9 protein-coding genes and 1 pseudogene are annotated in these 20,763 nt (G+C 62.3%); 5 read left to right on the top strand and 5 right to left on the bottom strand.

Annotated features, from left to right (window positions below):
- Together HMPREF3143_RS22540 and HMPREF3143_RS22535 are read left to right on the top strand one after the other, a co-directional pair.
- Positions 1–1,380 (top strand): amidohydrolase family protein, encoded by a 1,380-nt coding sequence (locus tag HMPREF3143_RS22540; RefSeq protein WP_070534319.1) that lies wholly within the window; start codon positions 1–3, stop codon positions 1,378–1,380.
- A gap of 126 nt (positions 1,381–1,506) precedes the next feature.
- Positions 1,507–2,241, top strand: coding sequence for a class I SAM-dependent methyltransferase (locus HMPREF3143_RS22535; RefSeq protein WP_044597758.1), 735 nt, complete (start codon positions 1,507–1,509; stop codon positions 2,239–2,241).
- Here HMPREF3143_RS22535 and HMPREF3143_RS22530 read toward each other — a convergent pair.
- Entirely contained in the window at positions 2,235–2,837 is a 603-nt protein-coding gene (locus HMPREF3143_RS22530; RefSeq protein WP_008502553.1) for a short chain dehydrogenase, read from the bottom strand. The two genes, HMPREF3143_RS22535 and HMPREF3143_RS22530, sit on opposite strands and share 7 nt — an antisense overlap.
- A 97-nt stretch (positions 2,838–2,934) precedes the next feature.
- On the opposite strand from HMPREF3143_RS22530, the gene HMPREF3143_RS22525 reads away from it, so the two are divergent.
- The 3 genes from HMPREF3143_RS22525 (at position 2,935) to HMPREF3143_RS22515 (ending at position 5,619) form a co-directional block, all read left to right on the top strand.
- Positions 2,935–3,822: a LysR family transcriptional regulator gene (locus HMPREF3143_RS22525; protein ID WP_070534318.1), complete on the top strand. Its 888-nt coding sequence runs from the start codon at positions 2,935–2,937 to the stop codon at positions 3,820–3,822.
- Positions 3,823–3,842: 20 nt separating this feature from the next.
- Positions 3,843–5,024: an aminotransferase-like domain-containing protein gene (locus HMPREF3143_RS22520; protein WP_032653109.1), complete on the top strand. Its 1,182-nt coding sequence runs from the start codon at positions 3,843–3,845 to the stop codon at positions 5,022–5,024.
- Positions 5,025–5,109: 85 nt separating this feature from the next.
- Entirely contained in the window at positions 5,110–5,619 is a 510-nt protein-coding gene (locus tag HMPREF3143_RS22515; RefSeq protein ID WP_023294387.1) for a DUF6622 family protein, read from the top strand.
- Positions 5,620–5,702: 83 nt separating this feature from the next.
- On the opposite strand, the gene HMPREF3143_RS22510 is transcribed toward HMPREF3143_RS22515, so the two are convergent.
- From HMPREF3143_RS22510 to HMPREF3143_RS22495, 4 genes and pseudogenes are all read right to left on the bottom strand, one after another.
- Positions 5,703–6,872 carry a beta-barrel domain-containing protein gene (locus tag HMPREF3143_RS22510; RefSeq protein ID WP_085930317.1) on the bottom strand — a complete coding sequence of 390 codons (1,170 nt, stop codon included), beginning with the start codon at positions 6,870–6,872 and terminating at the stop codon, positions 5,703–5,705.
- A 10-nt stretch (positions 6,873–6,882) separates the two neighbouring features.
- Positions 6,883–9,081 (bottom strand): annotated as a pseudogene (locus HMPREF3143_RS22505) (type I secretion system permease/ATPase).
- Positions 9,078–10,481 carry a TolC family outer membrane protein gene (locus HMPREF3143_RS22500; protein ID WP_070534317.1) on the bottom strand — a complete coding sequence of 468 codons (1,404 nt, stop codon included), beginning with the start codon at positions 10,479–10,481 and terminating at the stop codon, positions 9,078–9,080. The pseudogene HMPREF3143_RS22505 and the gene HMPREF3143_RS22500 overlap by 4 nt, the downstream one beginning before the upstream one ends.
- Positions 10,482–10,561: 80 nt before the next feature.
- On the bottom strand, positions 10,562–20,626 hold the full coding sequence (locus HMPREF3143_RS22495; protein ID WP_070534316.1) for a BapA/Bap/LapF family large adhesin: 10,065 nt from the start codon (positions 20,624–20,626) through the stop codon (positions 10,562–10,564).
- Positions 20,627–20,763 lie beyond the last annotated feature (137 nt).

Below are 20,763 nucleotides of genomic sequence, written 5' to 3'. Positions count from 1 at the left end.
ATGAGTGAAAATAAAAGCCGCCGTGAATTCATCAGCCAGAGCGGCAAAATGGTGACCGCCTGCGCGCTGTTTGGCGCGACCGGCTCCGTCGCGTATGCTGCCGACACTGCAAAGGCAACCTGCGAGACGGGGAAACCGATGACCATCACCGCGAAACATTACTATCTGGACAACGTGCTGCTCGAAGCCGGGTTTAATTTTGACGGAAACGTGGCGACGAGCACCCGCACCGAGCTGAAAACGCTGGAGATTCAAGACGGGAAGATCGTCGCCCTGCGGGACAACAAGCGCCACGCCGACGCCACGCTGCCGCACTACGACGCGGGCAACACGCTGATGCTCCCGGCAATGCGCGACATGCACATCCACCTGGATAAAACCTTTTACGGCGGCCCGTGGCGTTCCCTCAACCGCCCGGCGGGCACCACCATTCAGGACATGATCCGTCTTGAGCAGAAGCTGCTGCCTGAGCTCCAGCCCTACACCCAGGAGCGTGCGGAAAAGCTGATCGACCTGATCCAGTCCAAAGGCTCCACCCTCGCCCGCAGCCACTGCAATATTGAGCCGACCTCCGGCCTGAAGAATCTCGAAAACCTGCAGGCGGTGCTGGCGCGCCGCAAGCCCGGATTTGACTGCGAGATCGTGGCGTTTCCGCAGCACGGCCTGCTGCTGTCGAATTCCGAAAAGCTGATGCGCGAAGCGATGCAGGCCGGGGCGCACTACGTGGGCGGGCTGGACCCGACCAACGTCGACGGGGCGATGGAGAAATCCCTCGATCTGATGTTCCAGATTGCGCTGGACTATGACAAAGGGGTGGACATTCACCTGCACGAAACCAGCCCGGCGGGCGTGGCGGCGGTGAACTACATGGTCGAAACCGTGGAGAAAACCCCGCAACTGAAGGGCAAGCTGACCATCAGCCACGCCTTCGCGCTGGCCACGCTCAACGAGCAGCAGGTGGATGAGATTGCTACCCGCATGGCGGCGCAGCAGGTGACTATCGCCTCCACCGTGCCGATTGGCACCCTGCATATGCCGCTGAAGCAGCTGCGGGACAAGGGCGTGTTTGTGATGACCGGCACCGACAGCGTAATCGACCACTGGTCGCCGTACGGTCTGGGGGACATGCTGGAAAAAGCGAATCTCTACGCCCAGCTCTACATCCGCCCGAACGAGCAGACGCTCTCCCGCGCGCTGGGAATTGCGACCGGCGACGTGCTGCCGCTGAACGACAAAGGCGAACGCGTGTGGCCGAAAGCGCAGGACGACGCCAGCTTTGTGCTGGTGGACGCCTCCTGTTCCGCCGAAGCCGTGGCGCGCATCTCCCCGCGCACCGCGACGTTCCATAAGGGAAATTTGGTCTGGGGTACGGTGGGCTAAAAGCGAGCCGGGTGGCGGCTTCGCCTTACCCGGCCTACTGAAACCCTCAAAGCGTAGGCCGGGTAAGCGCAGCGCCACCCGGCAATGTTTTATACTGGGAGTCACATTATTAAAGAGGGATCTGCCATGGCACAAAACATCTACGACAACCCGGCGTTTTTCGAAGGCTACGCCCAGCTTCCGCGCTCGGTGCAGGGGCTGGACGGTGCGCCGGAGTGGCCCGCGCTTAAGGCCATGCTGCCGGATTTAACCGGTAAATCGGTTGTCGATCTCGGCTGCGGCTACGGCTGGTTCTGCCGCGCCGCGCGCGAACTGGGCGCCTCTGAGGTCACGGGCGTTGATATCTCCGAAAAGATGCTCGCCCGCGCAGCGGAGCTTACGGCGGACCCACAGATTCACTATCAGCGCAGCGATCTGGACACTCTCAAGCTCGACGAAAGCAGCCTCGACCTCGTCTACAGCTCGCTGGCGCTGCACTACCTTCCGGAACTGGACACGTTATTCGCCAGGGTTCAGCGCGCGCTCAAGCCCGGCGGCAGCCTGGTCTTTTCCATGGAGCACCCGATTTACACCTGCGCCTCGCGTCAGGGCTGGCTGACCGACGATAACGGCGAGCGGTTCTGGGGCGTGAATCATTATCAGGACGAAGGCCAGCGCGTCAGCAACTGGCTGGCGGACGGGGTGATCAAATACCACCGCACGCTGGGCACCACGCTTAACGCGCTGATTAAGGCCGGATTAACGATAAGCAACGTCAACGAATGGGGACCAGCGCAGGCGCAGATTGACGCCTGGCCCGCGCTGGCCGAAGAGGCGGAGCGCCCGATGCTGGTGCTGATCGCCGCCCGCAAGGCTCAGTAGCCGACCTTGTACACCCGCCCGGTCTGCACGCCTTCCACGCTGCGACGATAGGCTTGCGCCACCGTGGCGGCAGGCACGCTTTCGAAGCCCGGGAAGAAGCCATCGTACGTGTCGACCGATTCGGTGAGCACCGTTGGGCTAATCAGGTTGATGCGGATCCCGCGCGGCAGTTCGCAGGCTGCGGCGCGAACAAACCCTTCCAGCGCCGCGTTCACCGTGGTGGCATTTACCCCCTGCGCAATCGGCTCGTGCGCCACGATCCCGCTTATCAACGTAATCGAGCCGCCTTCGTTCAGGTAGTGCTGGCCGGTCAGCGCCAGACGCACCTGCCCGAGCAGCTTATCCTGCAGGCCCTGGTTGAAGTCACTGTCCTTCATGGTCGCGAGCGGGCCGAAGTAGAGGCCGCCGCTGGCGGACACAATGGCATCCACCGGGCCGATTTTCTCAAACAGCGCCTGAACGCTCGCCTGCGAGGTGATATCCACCTGCTCGTCGCCCTGCGTGCGGCCCACGCGGATGACCTCGTGGCGACGACTCAGCTCATCCGTTACCGCACGACCGACCGTACCGCTGGCACCAATAATGACGATTTTCATAGCCGACTCCTTATGTTGTGAGCCTTCATTCTTTAATAAATTAAAAGTCGGATAAACTGGGCTAAAGTTAGAAGATTGCTAACCATAGGTTTGGAATATGGATAAGCTTCGCAGCATGGAGACGTTTATTGCCGTGGTGGAAAGCGGCAGCTTCACCGGCGCGGCGGCACGGCTGGAGATGTCGGCGGTGATGGTGGGCAAATACGTTGCGCTGCTGGAAGCACAGCTGGGCACCCGCCTGCTGGAGCGTAACACGCGCCGTCAGAGCCTGACGGATGCCGGACGCGTCTATTTTGAAGAGTCCCGACGGGTTCTGGAGCAGGTGTCGATTGCCGAAAGCGCGGTTGAACGGCTGCGTGCCACCCCCGCAGGAACCCTGCGCGTCACGGCGCCTACGTCGTTTGGCGGCTGCGCGATCGCCCCGCTGACGGCAACCTTTTTGCAGCGCTACCCGGAGGTACGCATCGAGCTGGATCTGACTAACCGGATGGTCGATCTGGTGGAAGAGGGCGTCGATCTGGCCATTCGCATTGGCGACATTCGTAATGACGATCTGGTGGCGAAATACCTGTGCCCCTACAACATGGTGATCTGTGCCGCGCCGGACTATTTAGCGCAACACGGCACGCCGCAAACGCCAGACGATCTGGTGGATCACCTCTGTCTTTCGCACACGGTGTGGACCGCGCGCAACGAGTGGCGGCTGCCGGGCGTGGAAGGGGAGGTGCGCTGGAAGCGCGATGCCGTTTTACGATGCAATGACGGCTATGGCTTACGCATGGCGGCGCGCGCGGGGGCGGGGCTGTTGCTGCAGCCGGAGGTGCTGGTGGCGGAAGAGCTGGCAAGCGGCAGGCTGGTTCGGGTGCTGGAACCGTTCACGCCCGCGCCGAGGCCGGTGCATTTACTGTGGCGTCAGGATTTGCGGCCGCTGCCTAAGCTGACGGAATTTATTGCCCATATTCTGCTAAGATTGGGCACAATATAAAAAAAGAAGGTAATCAAAGAATGTCTGCAAACAAACTCGCCCGCAGCGCGCAGGGCCTGCAATCCTCTGCCATCCGTGAATTATTAAAACATAGCAAAATGGCGGGCGTGATTTCGCTGGGTGGGGGTATCCCAAACCCGGACCTGTTCGATCGCGAAGGGCTGAAAATTGCCTCTGATGCCGTCTTATCGCAGCATTTTGGGGAAGCATTCCAGTATGGCCTGACGGAAGGCGTGCCGGGGCTGCGCGAAGAAATTAAACGCATCTGCGAGGGGCGCGGCATCACCTGTAAGGCCGATGATGTCGTCATTACCTCCGGCTCTCAACAATCTCTGGACGTGCTGGCGCGCGCGTTAATGAATCCGGGCGATACGGTTGTCGTTGAGCGTCCAACCTATCTTGCTGCGCTGCAGGTCTTTGGCCTGGCGCAGGCCAACTTTGAATCCGTCGGCACCGACGGTGACGGCATGAAGGTTGATGAACTTGAGGCGTTGGTGGCAAAGAAAACCATCAAAGCGGTCTATATCGTTCCAACCTTTGGTAACCCAGGTGGCGTTACGCTGTCTGAGGCGCGCCGTAAACAGCTGGTGGCACTCTCGAAGCGCTATGACTTCGTGATTATCGAAGACGATCCGTACAGCGAAATTAACTATACCGATGACGTTTTCCGCCCGTTAATTGCCCATGCCAAAGATATCGGCAACGAAGAGAACGTGGTGTATACCTCCACCTTCTCTAAAATCCTCGCGCCGGGTACCCGTGTGGGCTGGGTGGTGGTACCGGAGTGGCTGAAGCGCGCGGTGGTGAACCTTAAGCAAACCACCGATCTGCACACCAGCACGCTGTCGCAGCTGATGACATACGAGTACCTGAAGACCGGCCGTCTGGCCGATCAGATTAAAACGATCCGCGAGGCCTATCGCGAGAAATACCGGACGTTCGCCACGGAGCTGGAAGCCGAGCTGGGCGACGTGATGTCGTTCCACAAGCCGAAGGGCGGCATGTTCCTGTGGGCGAAAATGAACAACGGCATGAACACTACCCGCTGGCTGGAAAAAACCTTAAGTAACGGCGTGGTCTTTGTGCCGGGCGAATTTTTCTACTGCAACGAGCCGGACCAGACAACGCTGCGCATGTCATTCGTCACCCCAACGGATGAGCAGCTGATAGAAGCGGTTCGACGCCTGAAAAAATCGCTGTAAAAGACCTGCGCATAACGGTGGTTTTGCCGTTATGCGCAATACGCGTTCAGGGCGGCACGGGCCGCAATCGTCCATGGAGATCTCCATGTTTGAATTTCTGATCGGTGTTGTGACGCACACGCCCGTCTGGGTGTGGGTGCTGTTTATCTTCCTTATCTCCCGCGGCCTTAAAGCCCGACGGCCCGCCACCGTGACGCTGGAGCGGCTTGCCATTATTCCGGGCATCTTTCTTATCTGGGATATTTACGATCTGATAGTCTATCGCACGCTGACTCCCGGGACTGTTGCATTGTGGACGGCGGGGATCCTTGCCGGTGCCGCGCTGGGGTATGTCCTGATTAAGCAGGCTGTGATTACCCGCGCAGAGGCGCCGCGCAGCCTTTACCGCCAGGCCGACTACACCGCGCTGCCGTTTATGATGCTGGCGTTCGGGGTGAAGTATGTGCTGGGCGTGATGAGCGCGGTCTCTCCCCAGACGATGCAGCAGCCCGCCATGAGCGCGCTGGCGATCGTCTCCGGCGGCGTGTTTGCCGGCGTCTTTATCGGGAAATTTGCGCGCTATGTTGGAGTCTATGTCGCCCGGGTTCCGGTCTGATGCCCTCACCCCAACCCTCTCCCGCAGGGAGAGGGAGAAAACCATGTAGGCCGGGTAAGGCGCAGCCGCCACCCGGCGATTGACTACCGCTCCCTCAGCGCCTCTTTCGCCCGGTTGAACGGTTTAATCATGTAATCCAGCACCGTTTTCTCGCCGGTTTTAATATCCACTGTCGCAATCATCCCCGGCACAATCGAGAAATGCCTGCCTGCCTTATTGACCAGGTAATCCTGGCTGGTGCGGATAAACACCCGGTAGTAAAACACCTCCGGCTTGGCCTCGTCCTGAATGGTGTCCGGGGAAATGGTCTCGACCACGCCGTGCAGCCCGCCGTAAATGGCGTAATCGTAGGCGGTGATTTTGACCAGCGCCTCCTGGTTCGGATGGATAAAAGCGATATCACGCGGCGAGAGGCGGGTTTCGATCAGCAGGTGATCGTCCACTGGCACAATCTCCATTAGCTCGCCGTTGGGCGGGATCACCCCGCCGATGGTGGTGACCTTGATGTTTTTCACGATCCCGCGCACCGGAGATTTAACCGTCAGGCGGGTGACGGAATCCTGGCGGCCCTTGAGGATCGCCGACACCATATCCACCTCCGCGTTGGCCTTGGAGAGCGCCTCGCGGGCCTGGACGTAATACTGCGAACGCACGTCGGTGAGCTTCAGCTCCAGATCGCTTTTCTGCCGCTGCAGGCGCAGCACCTCCACGTGGCTGGCGGCCCCGGTCTTTACCAGCCGCTGGGTAATGGCCAGCTCTTTATTCGCCAGATCTAACGCGGCGCGAAGCTCCCGCTGGGTATCCTCCAGCTGCGCGCGGCGCGAGTTGTACAGCCGGGTTTCGTCGGCAATCAGATCCGGCCATTTCGCCAGCGAAGGCGGGAATTTCAGCGGCAGATCGTTTACCTCGGCGTACAGGCGGGCGCTGGAGGCCAGCGAGGCGCGGTAGCGCGCCGCGCTTTCGCCGACGTTTGACTCGGAACGGGTCGGATCAAGCCGCGCCAGCACCTGTCCGGCCTGCACCTGATCGCCCTCGTGGACGTTCAGCTCGGTGAGGATCCCCCCGTCCAGCGACTGTAAAACCTGCTCGCGCGAGCTGGGGATCACTTTCCCCGATCCGGTTGACACCTCATCCAGCACGCCAAACCACGCCCAGACGCCCAGCACCACAAACATCAGCAGCGAGAAGATCACAATCCGACGCGCGCCGGTGTAGCCGCTTTCGGAGTCGAGGGCGTTATCCAGATCGTCCATTGCCGCCACGTCACGCTGACTGATTTTCATTTTTCCACTCCCGTCCGGTTGCTGCCTGTTGCTGTTGCTGCTGCATGCGGCTGTTGCTCAGCGCCTGGGCTTTTGGCGCATCCATCACCAGCATGCCCTCTTTCAACACGACCACGCGCTCCACCAGCTCCAGCACCGGTACGCGATGGGTGGCGACGATCAGGGTGCGGTGCCCGAGCCAGTCGCCCAGACGCTGGATGAATTCCCGCTCGGTGTGCTCGTCCAGCGAGGCGGTGGGTTCATCCATCAGCACGATATTCGGATCGCGCAGGAGCATGCGCGCCAGCAGAATCGACTGGCGCTGCCCGCCGGAGAGCCCCACGCCGTTTTCCATGATCGGGTAGTCCAGCCCCTTGGGCAGCTTCTGCACGAAACTTGCCGCGCCGGTCAGTTCCAGCGCTTCAAAGATCTCTTCGTCGGTGGCGCGCGGCATGCCGAGGGTGATGTTCTCGCGCAAGGTGCCGTAAAACAGCCGCGCGTTCTGGGTCATAAAGCCGACGTTGCGCCGCACGTCCGCCACGTCGAGATGCGGCAGGCTGAAGCCGTCGAGCCGCAGCTCGCCCGCCGCCAGATCCATCCCGCCCGCCATCGCCTGCAGCAGGGTCGATTTGCCCGCGCCGTTGCGCCCGAGGATCGCCACTTTCTCACCCGGCACGATCTCCAGGCGGTTAATGCGCAGCGCCATGCGCGGATCGTCCGGCTGATAGCGGAACTGCGCCTGCTCAAAGAGGTAGTGGCCGCGCAGCACGTCCTGGCGGATCGGCGTCTCCTCGCGCTGGTTTTCGGTAGGGAGCTGCATGATGCTGTCCAGCCCCTCTTTTGCCGCTTTGACCTGCTGCCAGCGGGCCAGCACGCCGCACAGCGTCGCCATCGGGGCGATCATGCGGGAGGCCAGCATCGAGGCGGCGACCACCGAGCCGGTGGTCAGGGTACCGTCGATCACCATCGGCGCGCCGACCACAATCACGGCGGCGTAAACCAGGCTCTGAATGGTCATCCCCCAGCTGATCAGGTTCTGCGTCAGCTCGCGGGTGCGCAGGCCGGATTCGGCGGTGATCTGGATATAGCTGTTCCACTGCTGCAAAAAGCGGTTTTCCGCCTGCATCAGCTTGATGTCCTCCAGCCCCTGCACGCTCTCCACCAGCACCGCGTTGCGCAGGGTCGATTCATGGGCCGACTGCTTTGCCAGCTCCGCCAGCTTCTTCTGCAGCAGCAGGCCGGGCAGGACCATGATCACCGCCGCGACCGGAGCGATCCACGCCAGCTGCGGGGCGATGATCGCCAGCACCACCACGAACAGTAAAAAGAAGGGCAGGTCGACAATCGTCGAGATGGTGGACGAGGTGACCATCTCGCGGATCTGCTCCAGCTCGCGCAGCTGTGAGATAAAGCTCCCGGTGGATCGGGGAATCGCGCTGTTGCGCAGCCGCAGCGCGTGGCCGAAGACGCGATCCGAGACGCGCATATCCGAGCGCTTGCCCAGCAGATCCATAATGTGGCCGCGCGCCACGCGCAGCACGAAGCCAAACAGGGTGGCGATCAGCACCCCGATGGTCAGGACGTACAGCGTCGGGTAGGACTGGGCGGGGATCACCCGGTCATAGACCTGCATGGAAAAGACGATCCCGGAAAGCGACAGCACGTTGATAAACAGCGCGGCGAGCATCACCTAGCTGTAGGGGCGGAGATCGCGCATCACCAGCCGGTAGAGCCAGTCCGGACGGTATTTTGAGATATAAGCATCCACGCGGCTGTCCTTCAGCGCGGCGAGAGGACGCAGGGCAATGACGTGGCGGATGGCGGGCAGCATGGCCGTCATCGACAGCCGGTTGGTGTAGGTCTGATCGTCGAAGAAGCTGACTTCCAGCGTATCGTCGCCGTCGAAGTGCTCGATCGCCCCGACCCGGCCGTCATTCAGCGCCACCACCACCGGCAGACGCCAGCTGTTGATTGACTGCTGGTCAGCGGTGAGCAGCTGAAACGACAGCCCCGCTTCACGGGCGAGCTGGGTGAGGGCGGGCACCATCGGTTTGCCTTTCAGCCACGGTGCGCCTGCGATCAGCGCGCCGGGCGAGCAGGCGACGCGGTAGCGGGTGGCGATAAAGCCAAAGGCCTGCGCCCACTGGGCCAGGGCCGCATCCGTCATGTTTTCACCTTGCGGGATATCACGCTGCTTCATGGCTGGATCTCCACGGTCTGGATGGTGCGGTTATCAAGGTCGAACGCATGACGCAATTGTCCGGTGTTATACAGGCAGTTGAGCTGCAGCTGGTGCAGCTGACCAACGGTCTGCTGCTGGGTGAAGCGCGCCTGATAAACCTCCTGTTCGGCGTTGAGCACGTCGAGCAGGGGGCGCGAGCCGAGGTCCAGATACTGCTGCTGGTACAGTTCGCGGGTGCGTGCGCTGAGCGCCTCCTGGCGACCCTGAATTTGCAGCGTGCTTTGCAGGCTCATCACCTGGCTGCGGGCTTCCAGCAGTTTCTGGCGAACGTCAAGGCGCGTGCGCTGAATGGTGGACTGTGCCGCCTCCACCGCATGTCCGGCGGCGTTACGCCGGGCGGTGAGGCCGCCGCCCTGATAGAGCGGCATCTGCACTTTCACCCAGGCGGAATACTGGGTGCGATCCCGCGTGTCGCTGCCCGCGTAGCGATCGTTCAGGTAGTGGCGCACCTCCGGCTCCAGCGAGACGGTGGGCGTCATCTGCGCGTCGGCGTAGTCGAGGTTAGCCCGGGCGACGTTAGCCTGCGCCCAGGCGGCGAGTACCGCGGGAACCAGTCGGTCGTCCGGCTCGGCGACATCGCAGCTGCGGGCCAGCTTTTGCGGAAAATCATTGCTGATCGCGTTCAGGCTGTTCCAGCCGAGAAAGCTCATCAGCGTCGCGCGGGCGCTGTCCAGGCTGGCCTGGTATTGCATCAGCTGGGCGCGCGCGCCTTCGATACGGGCATCGGTCTGTACCACGTCAGAGAGCGACGTAGCCCCCTCGTCGTTACGCTGGCGGGTCAGCGTGCCAATGGAGGAGAGGGCCTCAAGCTGCTCTTTGGCGGTGTCGACCATCTGCTGCCAGGTTTGCACCTGTACCATGGCGATAGCGGTATCGTGGGCGATGGTGTCGATACTCACCAGCACGTTAGCCTGCTGCTGGGCCACGCCGGCGCTTTCGGCGCGTACCTGGCTGGCCACCTTGCCGAAGTCGTAGAGCATTTGTGAGAGGGAAAGCACCAGCGACGGCGTAAAGCCGTTCTGGTCGCCGTCGTGGGAATACCCGTTGTCCACGCCGGCATTAATCTGCGGATAGTATTTTGACTTCGCGACGTCCACCTCTTCGCTCTGCTGGTAGAGTTTGCCCACGGCTTCGCTGATGGCCGGGTGCCACGTGACGGCACGGTTGACGGCCTCGCCAAGCTGTAATGAGCCGGGCGCGGCGTTGCCAGCCACCGGGGCCACGCGACCGTTGAGCGAGGGGAGTTCCTGCGTTTCGCGAAGCTGTCCGGTATTGATGGTTGCCGCCGGATTTGCGCAGAAAGCGGGCACAGATATCAGGCAGCACGAGAGCCACCAGTAAGGCATCTTCATTCCCATGTCATGTCCCTAATAAAAAAGTACAGCTTTATTATTAATGCCCGGGCGCTGTGCGCCCGGGTCATCTCTTGCAGGTGCTATCAGGTAATGATGTGTTGCTGGTTAACGAGCTCGTCGTACGTGGTCTGAACGTTATCAAGCGTAACGAGTGCAGTATTAGTGTAGGTGGACCCTGCACCATCACGGTCGATGGAGATCACAGTGTTGCTACCGCTTTGTGTGACATGGATATAATTCCCCAACGAGGCGGTATTACCGTCCCAGCCCACCAGCAGATCGCCGATGTCGATCTTGTCCCCCTGCGCCAGCGAGAACCCGGTCCAGTGATCGCCTCCGGCGCTGCTGACGTTACCCGCCGTGGCATTCCCCACCGTACTGTTCAGCACCTGGTAAATCAGCGTATCGCCGTAGGCCGTACCGGTGATGGCGTCGTTATGTTCCGAGCTGATGAACTGCGGCGCCATATTGATGGTCAGCGTAGCGGTATCCGTTCTTCCGGCAGAGTCGGTCAGGGTGTAGTTGAAGGTCTCCTTCGAGGTCATGGTTGAGAGCGATACCCCGCTGTTGAGGGTATAGGTGTAATGGCCGTCAGCGCCGATCGCCAGCGTGCCGTAGTGGCCGACAATGTTCACCGTTGCGCTGCCGGTATACGGATCCAGCGTGGTGGTTACGCCGTTGTAGCCGGTCACGCTCAGACGGGTATCCACCGAGTGGAGCTGATCCAGCACGCCGCCAGAGTCGGTGCCGTCAAAGATATTGCCGTTGACGGTGTGGCTGCCGGTGACGTCGAAATTACTCAGCGAGTAGGTGGTGCCGTTTACGCTTGGCGTGATGGTGATGGTCCCGACGCTGAGCCCCGGTACGCTACCGGTAAAGCTCAGCGTATAGGTCCCGGCGTTGAGATCCAGCCCGGTCAGCGGGACGTCGATACTGCCGCCCAGCAGCGAGGCGCCGCTGAAGGAGCCGCTGCGGATCGCGCCGTTGGCATCGCTAATCGTCCAGTTCACCGTCAGCCCGCCCAGCGCCAGCAGCGAGGCCACGCTAAAGTGCAGCGACGCGTTGTGCAGCGCGGTGTTCGGGTCGACCACGAAGGTTCCGCTGCCGCTGCCCTGGGTTGACGAGAGCAGGGCCGTGGTCCAGCTGGCGACGCCCACGGTGGTATCCGAGTAGACCGACGTGTGGTGCACCGAGGTAAGGTCCATCGTGGCGCTGACATCGTTGACCGCATTCATTGCCTGCGCGGTTGGGGTGATGTTGAGCGATGCCGTATCCTTCGAGCCGTCAGGCGCGGTAACGGTGTAGACGAACGTATCCGGCGTGCTGATATGGTCCGCGCCTACGCCGCTCCTCAGGGTATAGGTGTACTGACCGGACGCATTGATGGTCAGCGTGCCGTATTCCCCCTGAATGGTGGTGGTGCCGCTGCTGTTGACCGTCACGCCGTTCACTTCGGTAACCAGCGTGCCCGCTGGAACCGGGTCATTCGCCAGCACGTCGCCGGTGGTCGTTTCGCTAATACTCGCCACGCTGTAGACATGGTCCTGCAGGACGCTCAGCGTGTAGGCCGTCAGGGCGGTGATCCCGGACGCGGTATTCAGCAGGAACAGGTACTCCCCGGCAGGCAGGTTCAGCGTCAGCTGCGGTGACGTGCCCCCCAGCAGCGGCGCGCGCAGCCAGCCCGACTCGACGCGAACCTGCTCGAAGGTCTGGGTCGCATTGTTGAACTTATAGACGTACAGATCGAACACCGATGCCAGCGCCACGCCGCCCACGGAGGCCTGGATGGTCATGGTGCGGGTCGTCCCTTCCTCCACGTTGTAAATAATCGGGTTGGTCAGGTCGTCCAGCAGGTTAAGCCCCAGCGTGCTGCCGAGATTAATGCCCACCAGGGTAAAACCGTTCTGAGACGAGGCGCCGTTATTCACCTCACTCACGGTGGTGTCAAAGGTCAGCGAGGCCGTGTCGTCCACTGCCACAATGCCGTTGATGACCGTACCGGCACCCAGAGACAGCACCAGGTTTGCCGACGCGCTGACGCCGTTATGGGTGATGGTGTAGGTGAAGCTCTCCGTCCGGCCAACGACCGCGGCGCTGGTATCAGTCAGGTTGTAGGTATAGCTGCCGTCGCGGTTGATGGTCAGCGTACCGTATTTGCCCTGGATCACCGTGCCGTCGGCGTTCACGCTGGTGGTCACGCCCTGCGCGTTAGTGACCGTGGAGATAGTGGTGCCGGCCGGCGCGTTGTCGCTGCCGGCGGTCGGGTCCGTATCGAGGATCACGTTGCCGTTGAGGCTGGTATCGCCCGTGACCGTACCCGGACCGGTCTCTTTCACCGCCACGTCGAGGCTGGTGTAGGAGCCTGTCGCCAGCAGGTTGGTGTTGTAGCTCAGCACGCGGTAGTTGCCGTCGGCCAGCCCGGTCAGGTTCAGCGAGACGCCGGTGGCGCCGAGGGTCAGGAGATCGGCAAACTGCGGCTGGCCGGTATCCACCACGGTTGTCCAGACACCGTTAACGTAGTGCTGCACCACCAGCTCAAGGGTATTGAGCAGAGAGAGCACCGCCCCCGTGGCATTGGCGTTTACCACGATGTCCGCGCTGCCGCCGTTGCCCACCGTGAAGTTCACCTGCGCGGTGTCATTACCGATCAGCGTCAGGACGTTGCCCACGGCGCCGACCAGCAGGAAGCCGTAGTCGCTGTACTGGCTGTTGGTGACGGGCGCCGTGGTGCTGAGGTTCAGCTCTTCAACGTTATTGCTGGCGGAGAGCGGCACCACCGGCGCAAGGGCAGAGCCCGGCAGGGAGGTGTTGCCTGCGACGTCGGTCGCGGTGATCTGCAGCGTCTGACCTTCGATCTGTTTGTTAATGAAGGTGTAGCTGTAGGTGCCGTTGCTGCCCGCAATGGCGGTCACCGTTGAACCGTCCGCAAAGCGGATAGTGACGGTGCTGCCCGCCTCCGCGCTCCCGGTCAGGATGCTACCGTCGGCGTTGAAGGTGCCGGTCGGCGCCGTTGGCGCGGTCGTATCGACGATAATCGTCGTCACGGCTGACGCCACGCTGGTGTTGCCCGCCGCATCGGTGGCCGTAGCGGTAAAGTTATGCGTGCCCTGCGTCAACGTGGTGGTGGTTTGTGGCAGGGTCCAGTTGCCGCTGCCATCGGCGGTGACCGTGCCCACCAGCGTGATGCCGTCGTAGATCCGGACCGTGGCATTCGCTTCGGCAGTCCCGTTCAGCGTTGGACGGGTGTCGTTAGTCGGGTTCGTACCGGTCACGGGGCCGGTGACGCTGCCGACATCATCAATGACCGAACTGATGACCGGCGCGGCTGGCGGGAGGGTATCGACGTTAATCACATACCCGGCGGTGGGGGCGCTGGCGTTGCCCACCGCATCGGTGGCGGTGAAGGTCAACGTGTGCGCGCCGTTGCTCAGCGCCGGAGAAGGCGTAAAGCTCCACGCGCCGCCGGTCGCCGTCACGCTGCCGATCTGTACGCCGTTATCAAAGATTTTCACCGTGGCTCCCGCTTCCGCCGTACCGCTGAGGGTCGGCTGCGCGTCGTTGGTGAACCCACCGTTGGCAACCGGCGTCGCCGCATTGCCCACGTCATCCAGAATGCTGGTCAGCACCGGCAGCGCAGGCGGCGTGGTGTCGACGGTGAGGCTGAAGCTGGAGGACGACACGCTGGTATTGCCTGCTGCATCCGTGGCCTGCGCGGTAAAGCTGTGCGGGCCACTCGCCAGCGTGGTGGTGAGCAAGATACTCCAGCTGCCGCTGCCGTCCGCGGTGCCCGTGCCGACCAGAGTGGTGCCCTCATAGATCTTCACGGTGGCAAACGGTTCGCTGGTTCCGACAAGCCGAGGTACGGTGTCGTCGGTTGTCTGCCCGGACGTGAGCGGGCCGGTGATGCTGCCCACGTCGTCTATCGCCTGGCTGATAACCGGCGCGTTCGGTGCCGCGGTATCAACAATCAGGGTAAAGCCCGGCGAGGTCGGGCTGACGTTGCCCGCTGCATCGGTGACCGTGGCGGTCCAGGTATGGCTGCCGTTGCCCAGCGGCGCTGATGGCGTAAAGCTCCATGCGCCGGTGCCGTCCGCCTGCACGGTGCCGACCGGCTGTCCGTTTTCATACACGGTAACCGTGGCGTTGGCGGTCGCGGTGCCGTTCAGCGTCGGCGTGGTGTCGTCGGTGCTCTGCCCGGAAGAGAGCGGGGTTTGAATACTGCCCACGTTGTCACCCGCGGTCGAGATGACCGGCGCTAACGGCACGCCCGTATCGACCGTCAGGTTAAACGGTGCCGTTGTGGCGCCGGTGTTGCCTGCCGCATCGGTCGCGTTAAAGGTGATGGCGTGTGGACCTTCGGCCAGATCGCTGCCCGGGGTGAAGCTCCAGTTGCCCTGGGCATTGACCACCGCCGTGCCAATTTCGTTGCCATCAACGAGCACGTGCACGGTAGAACCCACTTCGCCCGTGCCGCTGAAGGTCGGACGCGCGTCGTTGGTGCTGTTACCCGACGTGAGCGTCCCGGTGACCGGACCGATATCATCAACCACGCTGGTGACTACCGGTACACCAGGGGCTGCGGTATCCACGGTAAAGGCGAAGACCGATGAGTTGGCCGAGGCATTGCCTGCCGCATCCGTTGCATACGCGCGCAGGGCGTAGTTGCCGTCGCCCAGCGGCGTGGTTGGGGTAAAGGACCAGTTCCCGCTTCCGTCAACGGTCGTTGTACCAATCTGCGTGCCGTTATTCATGATGTGGATAGTGCTGCCCGCCAGCCCGGTGCCGCTGATGGTTGGGGTGCTGTCGTTGGTTACCTGGCCGCTGGTGAGGTTACCCAGGACGCCGCCAGGGACGTCGTCGTTCACATTATCCAGCGTCGGAACCGTCGGTGCCGTCAGGTCAACCACCACGCTCCAGGGCGCGGAGACCGCGCTGAGGTTGCCCTGCGGGTCGGTCGCCCGGACGGTGAAGCTGTGCGAGCCTTCGCCGAGGGCGGTATCAGGAGTAAACGTCCAGGTACCCGTGTTGTCAGCCGTGACCACGGCAATCTGGGTGCCGCCGTCGAAAATAGTCACCACGCTGTTTGCGTCCGCTGTCCCTGTAAGGGTTGGCGTGGCGTCGTTGGTGAGCTCGCCGCTGACCACCGTGGTGGCGTCATTGCCCACATTATCCGTGACGTTGGTGATGACCGGCGTGGCGGAAACGGAATCCACCACGACGGTGAAGCCCGCCGAAGGACCGCTCTGGTTCCCCGCCGGATCGGTCTCGCGGATGGTCAGGACGTGATTGCCCTCTGCCAGGACAGGCGTGGTGTAGCTCCAGGTGCCGGTATTGCCGATTACCACACTGTCCAGCAGCACGCCGTTGTTGTAGATGGAGATGGTATCGCCCACCGCGCCGGTGCCGGTGAGGGTCGGCTGGTTGTCGTTGGTGGTCTGGCCGCTGGTCAGCGGGCCGGTGCCCGGGCCGACGTCGTCAATCACGGCGCCGATGGTCGGCGTGCCCGGCGCGGTGAGGTCAACGGTGACGCTGGCCGCCGGAGAGCGGCCGCTGGTCTGGCCGTTGAGGGTCGCGGTCACCTCAAAGGTGTGCAGCCCCTCGCCAAGCGCGGCTGGGGTATAGCTCCAGTTGCCGCTGCCGTCAGCAGTGACCGTCGAGACGGGCGTCACGCCACCGTCCAGGTAGATAGCGATCTGGCTCCCCGCCTGAGCCGTACCGGTGAGGGTTGGGGTGGTGTCGTTGGTCGTTTTGCCTTTCACGTCGCCAATGATTGGGTCGACGTCATCGTTGATGGCCACGATCACGGGCACGTCAGGAAGATTCGGAAGCGTACCGGTGACGTTATAAGTTGCATCAACGCTGGTACGTCCGGAAGCATCGGTCGCGGTCACGGTCAGGGTCGCGCCATCCTGCGGGGCCGGGCTGACCGCAATGGAGAAACTGCCGCCGGTCGCCACCCCGGTACCAATGACGTTACCGCCACTATCCTTAACGGTGATGAGTGCGCCTGCTTCGGCGGTGCCGGTCAGCGGTGTACCTTCTGGAGCAAGGCTAAGATTGCCCGGTGCGGTTGGGTCCTGGGTATCCACCGTCACGCTCAGTGACGCTGAACCGTTTGACGGATTGCCTGCCTGATCGACTGACGAGACAGTAAAGGTATGCGAACCATCCAGGAGCGTTGTGCCTGCGGTCCAGCTCCAGCTGCCGTCCGGCTGGATCGTGATCGGCACACCTGACGCGGTACCGTCGACGGAGACGATAACGGTGGTGCCGGGCTCGCCGGTCCCGGTTAGGGTCGGCGTGCCGTCGCGGGTGTAGAGCACGTTGTTGGTGAGCTGGCTGTCTGAGACGGCATTAATTTGCAGTATCCCGGGCGCAACGGTGTCGAGCGTGACGGTAAAGACTGAACTCGGCGCGCTGAGGTTGCCCGCTGCGTCCACGCCCGCCACGGTAATGTTCAGCGGGCCGTCCGTTTGCGCTGGCAGCGTCAGGCTCCATTCTCCGTTCACCACCACGACACGGCCCAATTCGACGCCGTTGTTGTAGACGATTACCGTCTCACCGTTAACCCCGGTTCCGCCCACTGTCGGCGTGGTATCTTTGATAAAGCCACCATCAGGCGCACCGCCCACTGCACTAATCACCGGTGTATCCGGCGCCAGGGTATCCACGATGATCGTAATCGCTGACGACGGGTCAGAGACGTTGCCCGCTTCATCCGTGGCGGTGGCGGTATAGGCGTGGCTGCCCTCGGCAATGTCGCTGCCGGGACGCCAGCTCCAGTTGCCGTTGCTGTCTACCGTGACGGTGCCCACAACGGTCGGTGTACCGTTAACGGTGTCAGTGATGTTGATAACGTCGTTTGGCGTACCGGTGCCGCTCAGCACCGGGCGCGGATCGTTGGTGGTGCCGCCATTGGGGACGGGGCCGGTGATCTGGGTGACGCTGTCGGTGACGATCGGTGCCGCAGGCGTAGCCGGCGCCTCGGTATCAATGGTAATAGTGACCGGCTGCGACGGGGCGCTTTCGTTGCCCGTGCCGTCCATGTTGGTGACGGTCAGAGTGATGTCATAGGTTCCGTTAGGTAGCGGGGTGGCTGGTGTCCATGTCCAGTTACCGTTACCGTCCACGAGCACATCATCAAGTTTGACGCCGCCGTTGTAGATCGTCACGGTATCACCCGGATTGCCGGTACCGCTCAGGGTTGGCGTGGTGTCGCGGGTGGTTTCGCCCGGATTCAGCGGCGTTGTTGTGCCGTCAGGATTGACGGTAATGGCCGGGATATCCGGCGTGGCAGGCGCAACGGTATCCACCGTCAGTTCAAATGGCGTTGAGATGGTGGTATTGCCCGCGGCGTCCGTGGCGTGCACCGTCAGGGAATGCGGACCGTCGGTGAGCGGGGTCACGGGCGTGAAGCTCCAGCCGCCGCTGCCGTTGAGGATGGCGGTGCCAAGCAGAGTCGTGCCGTCATAGACGGTGATCACCGTGTCTGCCGGGGCGGTGCCCTGCAGCAGGGGGCGAGTGTCATCCGTGGTATCGCCGCTGTTGAGCGAACCCAGTACACCGCCGACGTCGTCGGTTACGGTGGCGATGGTGGCCGCCGCTGGCGCAGTGATATCGACATTCAGGGTGAAGTCGTCTGACGGCTGGCTGGTGTTACCCGCCGCGTCGGTGGCGACGACGCTAAAGGTATGAGGACCTTCGTCAAGCGGCGTGGGAAGGGTATAGGTCCAGGTGCCGCTGCCGTCGATCGGGATCGTAATAAGATTGGTACCATCCAGGCGAATGGTAACGGTTGAGCCCGGGTCAGCCGTGCCGTTGAGCGTTGGCGTGGTGTCGTTGGTGCTGTCGCCAGAATTGAGCGCGCCGAGGCGCTCCGGCACATCATCCAGCACCTGGGTAATGACCGGCGCCGCAGGCGCGACGCTGTCAACCGTCAGGGTCCAGGTGTTGGAGACGGGGCCGGGGTTGCCTGCCGCATCGGTCGCGACGGCGGTCAGAGCGTGGGGGCCTTCACCGATTGAGGAGGAAGGGGTAAAGCTCCATACGCCGAGGCCATTGGCGACGGTTGTACCAATTTCAACACCGTCCACGCGCAGGCTGATCGTCGCGTTTGCTTCAGCGGTACCGCTGAGCGTCGGGGTGGCGTCGTTGGTGGTCCCGTTCACGTCGATCGCGCCGGTCTGCCCTGGAATATCGTTTACAACCTGTAAAATCATCGGGGCGCCAGGTGCCGTCCCGTCAACGTTAATTGTCCACGTGTTTGATATCCCGCTCGGGTTACCGGCGGGATCCGTCGCCTTCGCGGTCAGCACCCAGGTGCCGTCGGTCAGCGGTGTGGGCGGCGTAAAGCTCCACTGGCCGGAGGAGGGAACAACCACCGTACCGAGGGCATCGCTGCCGTTATAAATCGTGATGGTCGAACCTGCCTCGCCCGTGCCGTTCAGGGTCGGTGCCCGGTCGTTGGTCAGCCCATTCTGGGCCACCGGGCCGGTGGTGGCCTGCACGTCATCAATCACCGACAGGATGACCGGGGTCTGCGGCGGGGTAATGTCCGGTGCCGCCGCGGAGGTGGTCGGACTGGTGTTGCCCGCCGTGTCGGTGGCGTCAGCGGTCAGGATTTCGCCGTTGATCCTCGGCGGGCTCAGCGTCAGGCTGAAGTTCCCCTGGCTATCAACAACCACTGTGCCAAGGGTGAAATCGCCTTCACGGATGGTCACCGTGCTGCCTGCTTCTCCAATGCCGCTGATGGTGCCGCCATCATTCGACACCACGAGGTTTCCTGGGGCTGACGGCGGCGTGGTGTCCACGGTAAAGATGATAGGCTCAGAGGCCGTACTCTGGTTTCCGGCGGCATCGGTTTCAGTGACGGTGATCGAGTGCGTTCCGTCCGGGAGCGGGCCCCCAGGGGTAACGCTCCAGGTACCGTTAGGCAGCACCGTCGTTGTGCCAATCGCCACGCCGTTATCGTAAATGGTGATGGTTCCACCGGGTTCGCCCGTTCCCGCCAGGATCGGCTGCGAGGCATCGGTAGGCACGCCCGACGTGATTGTTCCTCGAATAAGGCCCGTATCGTCGAGCAGCACAATCGCGGTGGGCGCTGTCGGAGGGGTGAGATCGACGGTGAGGGTGAATACCGGTGAGGCTGGCCCGGTGTTGCCGGCGGCGTCGGTTGCCCGTACGGTAATCTGGTGGGTGCTTTCATTCAGGTCGATGGACGGGGTGAATGTCCATGTGCCATTGCTGGCGACGACCGCGGTGCCAATGGCTATTCCGCCGTCATAAATCGTCACGGTGGAGCCCGCTTCGGCAGTGCCGGAGAGCTGCGGCCGCCGATCGTTGGTGCTGCCGCCGTTGGTCACCGTCCCCGTCTGAGGGGCGATATCGTCGATTACGCTGCCAATCGTGGGTGCATCGGGTGCGGTGAGATCCGGTGCGGTGATGCTTGAACCCTGGCTGGTATTCCCGGCGCTATCCGTTGCGGTGGCGGTTACCTGCTCGCCGTTGGTCAACGGTGTCCCGAGGGAGACGCTAAAGTTGCCGTCGCTGCCCGTTTTTCCTGTACCAATGACGTTGCCGTTCGCGTCTTTCAGCGCGATGGTACTGCCGGGTTCGGCGGAACCGGTGACGGTTTTACCGTCTGAGGAGAACTTAAGGCCGGAAGGTGCATTTGGTGCAGTCGTATCCGGATCGGCCGAATTGTTACTGCTGCCACCACCGCCGCCACCGCCGCCGCTACTTGCCGCGGCCGCGATGCCCCCTGCAGCGGCAATACCACCCAGGGCCCATGGCCAGATGGCGGCGCCACCGGCGTCACTTCCTGACGCCGCAAGCAGCACGTCCGTGGACGCGATAGATTCGTACGTGGCGGCCCCGGTCGGATCTTCAATCCACCATAACGCGCCGTTGCTGTCCTGCAGAACCAGCTGGCTCACGCCCTGCGCGTCCGTCACATAGAAGTTTTTAAGGGTGATCACCTCGCCGGAGTGCAATGTCACCAGCAGGTCGTTACCGCTTCGCGCGAAGTGGGAGACGCTCGCTCGCTCGACGTGAAGCTCAACGACAGAGGAATGGTTCAGCGTAACCTGTGTGCCTTCCAGGGTCGTTTCTACGCCAGTAAGTTTTGAAATAACAGAGATTTGGCTCATTTTGTTATTACTCCAGCAGAAGTGTCATGAACGGCGAGCAAGACGAGCCATCTCTGCTGAAGGTAAAGGGCGCCCCCGGCGCAGCTGCTGTTATAAAACAGCGCTCACCGTAGATTTCAGCGCGCACGATGCCCGCC

Source organism: Enterobacter sp. HMSC16D10, from assembly GCF_001807145.1.
Classification (GTDB): Bacteria; Pseudomonadota; Gammaproteobacteria; order Enterobacterales; family Enterobacteriaceae; genus Enterobacter; species Enterobacter roggenkampii.
Note: the sequence above shows the minus strand (reverse complement) of the source record. Positions and strands in the feature narration are given on the sequence as shown.

Bases quoted from the DNA above. Each gene is read 5' to 3' on its own strand.
- HMPREF3143_RS22495 (WP_070534316.1), bottom strand. From the start codon at position 20,626: ATGAGCCAAATCTCTGTTATTTCAAAACTTACTGGCGTAGAAACGACC.
- HMPREF3143_RS22525 (WP_070534318.1), top strand. From the start codon at position 2,935: ATGGATAAGCTTCGCAGCATGGAGACGTTTATTGCCGTGGTGGAAAGC.
- HMPREF3143_RS22535 (WP_044597758.1), top strand. From the start codon at position 1,507: ATGGCACAAAACATCTACGACAACCCGGCGTTTTTCGAAGGCTACGCC.
- HMPREF3143_RS22500 (WP_070534317.1), bottom strand. From the start codon at position 10,481: ATGGGAATGAAGATGCCTTACTGGTGGCTCTCGTGCTGCCTGATATCT.
- HMPREF3143_RS22540 (WP_070534319.1), top strand. From the start codon at position 1: ATGAGTGAAAATAAAAGCCGCCGTGAATTCATCAGCCAGAGCGGCAAA.
- HMPREF3143_RS22510 (WP_085930317.1), bottom strand. From the start codon at position 6,872: ATGGACGATCTGGATAACGCCCTCGACTCCGAAAGCGGCTACACCGGC.
- HMPREF3143_RS22515 (WP_023294387.1), top strand. From the start codon at position 5,110: ATGTTTGAATTTCTGATCGGTGTTGTGACGCACACGCCCGTCTGGGTG.
- HMPREF3143_RS22520 (WP_032653109.1), top strand. From the start codon at position 3,843: ATGTCTGCAAACAAACTCGCCCGCAGCGCGCAGGGCCTGCAATCCTCT.
- HMPREF3143_RS22530 (WP_008502553.1), bottom strand. From the start codon at position 2,837: ATGAAAATCGTCATTATTGGTGCCAGCGGTACGGTCGGTCGTGCGGTA.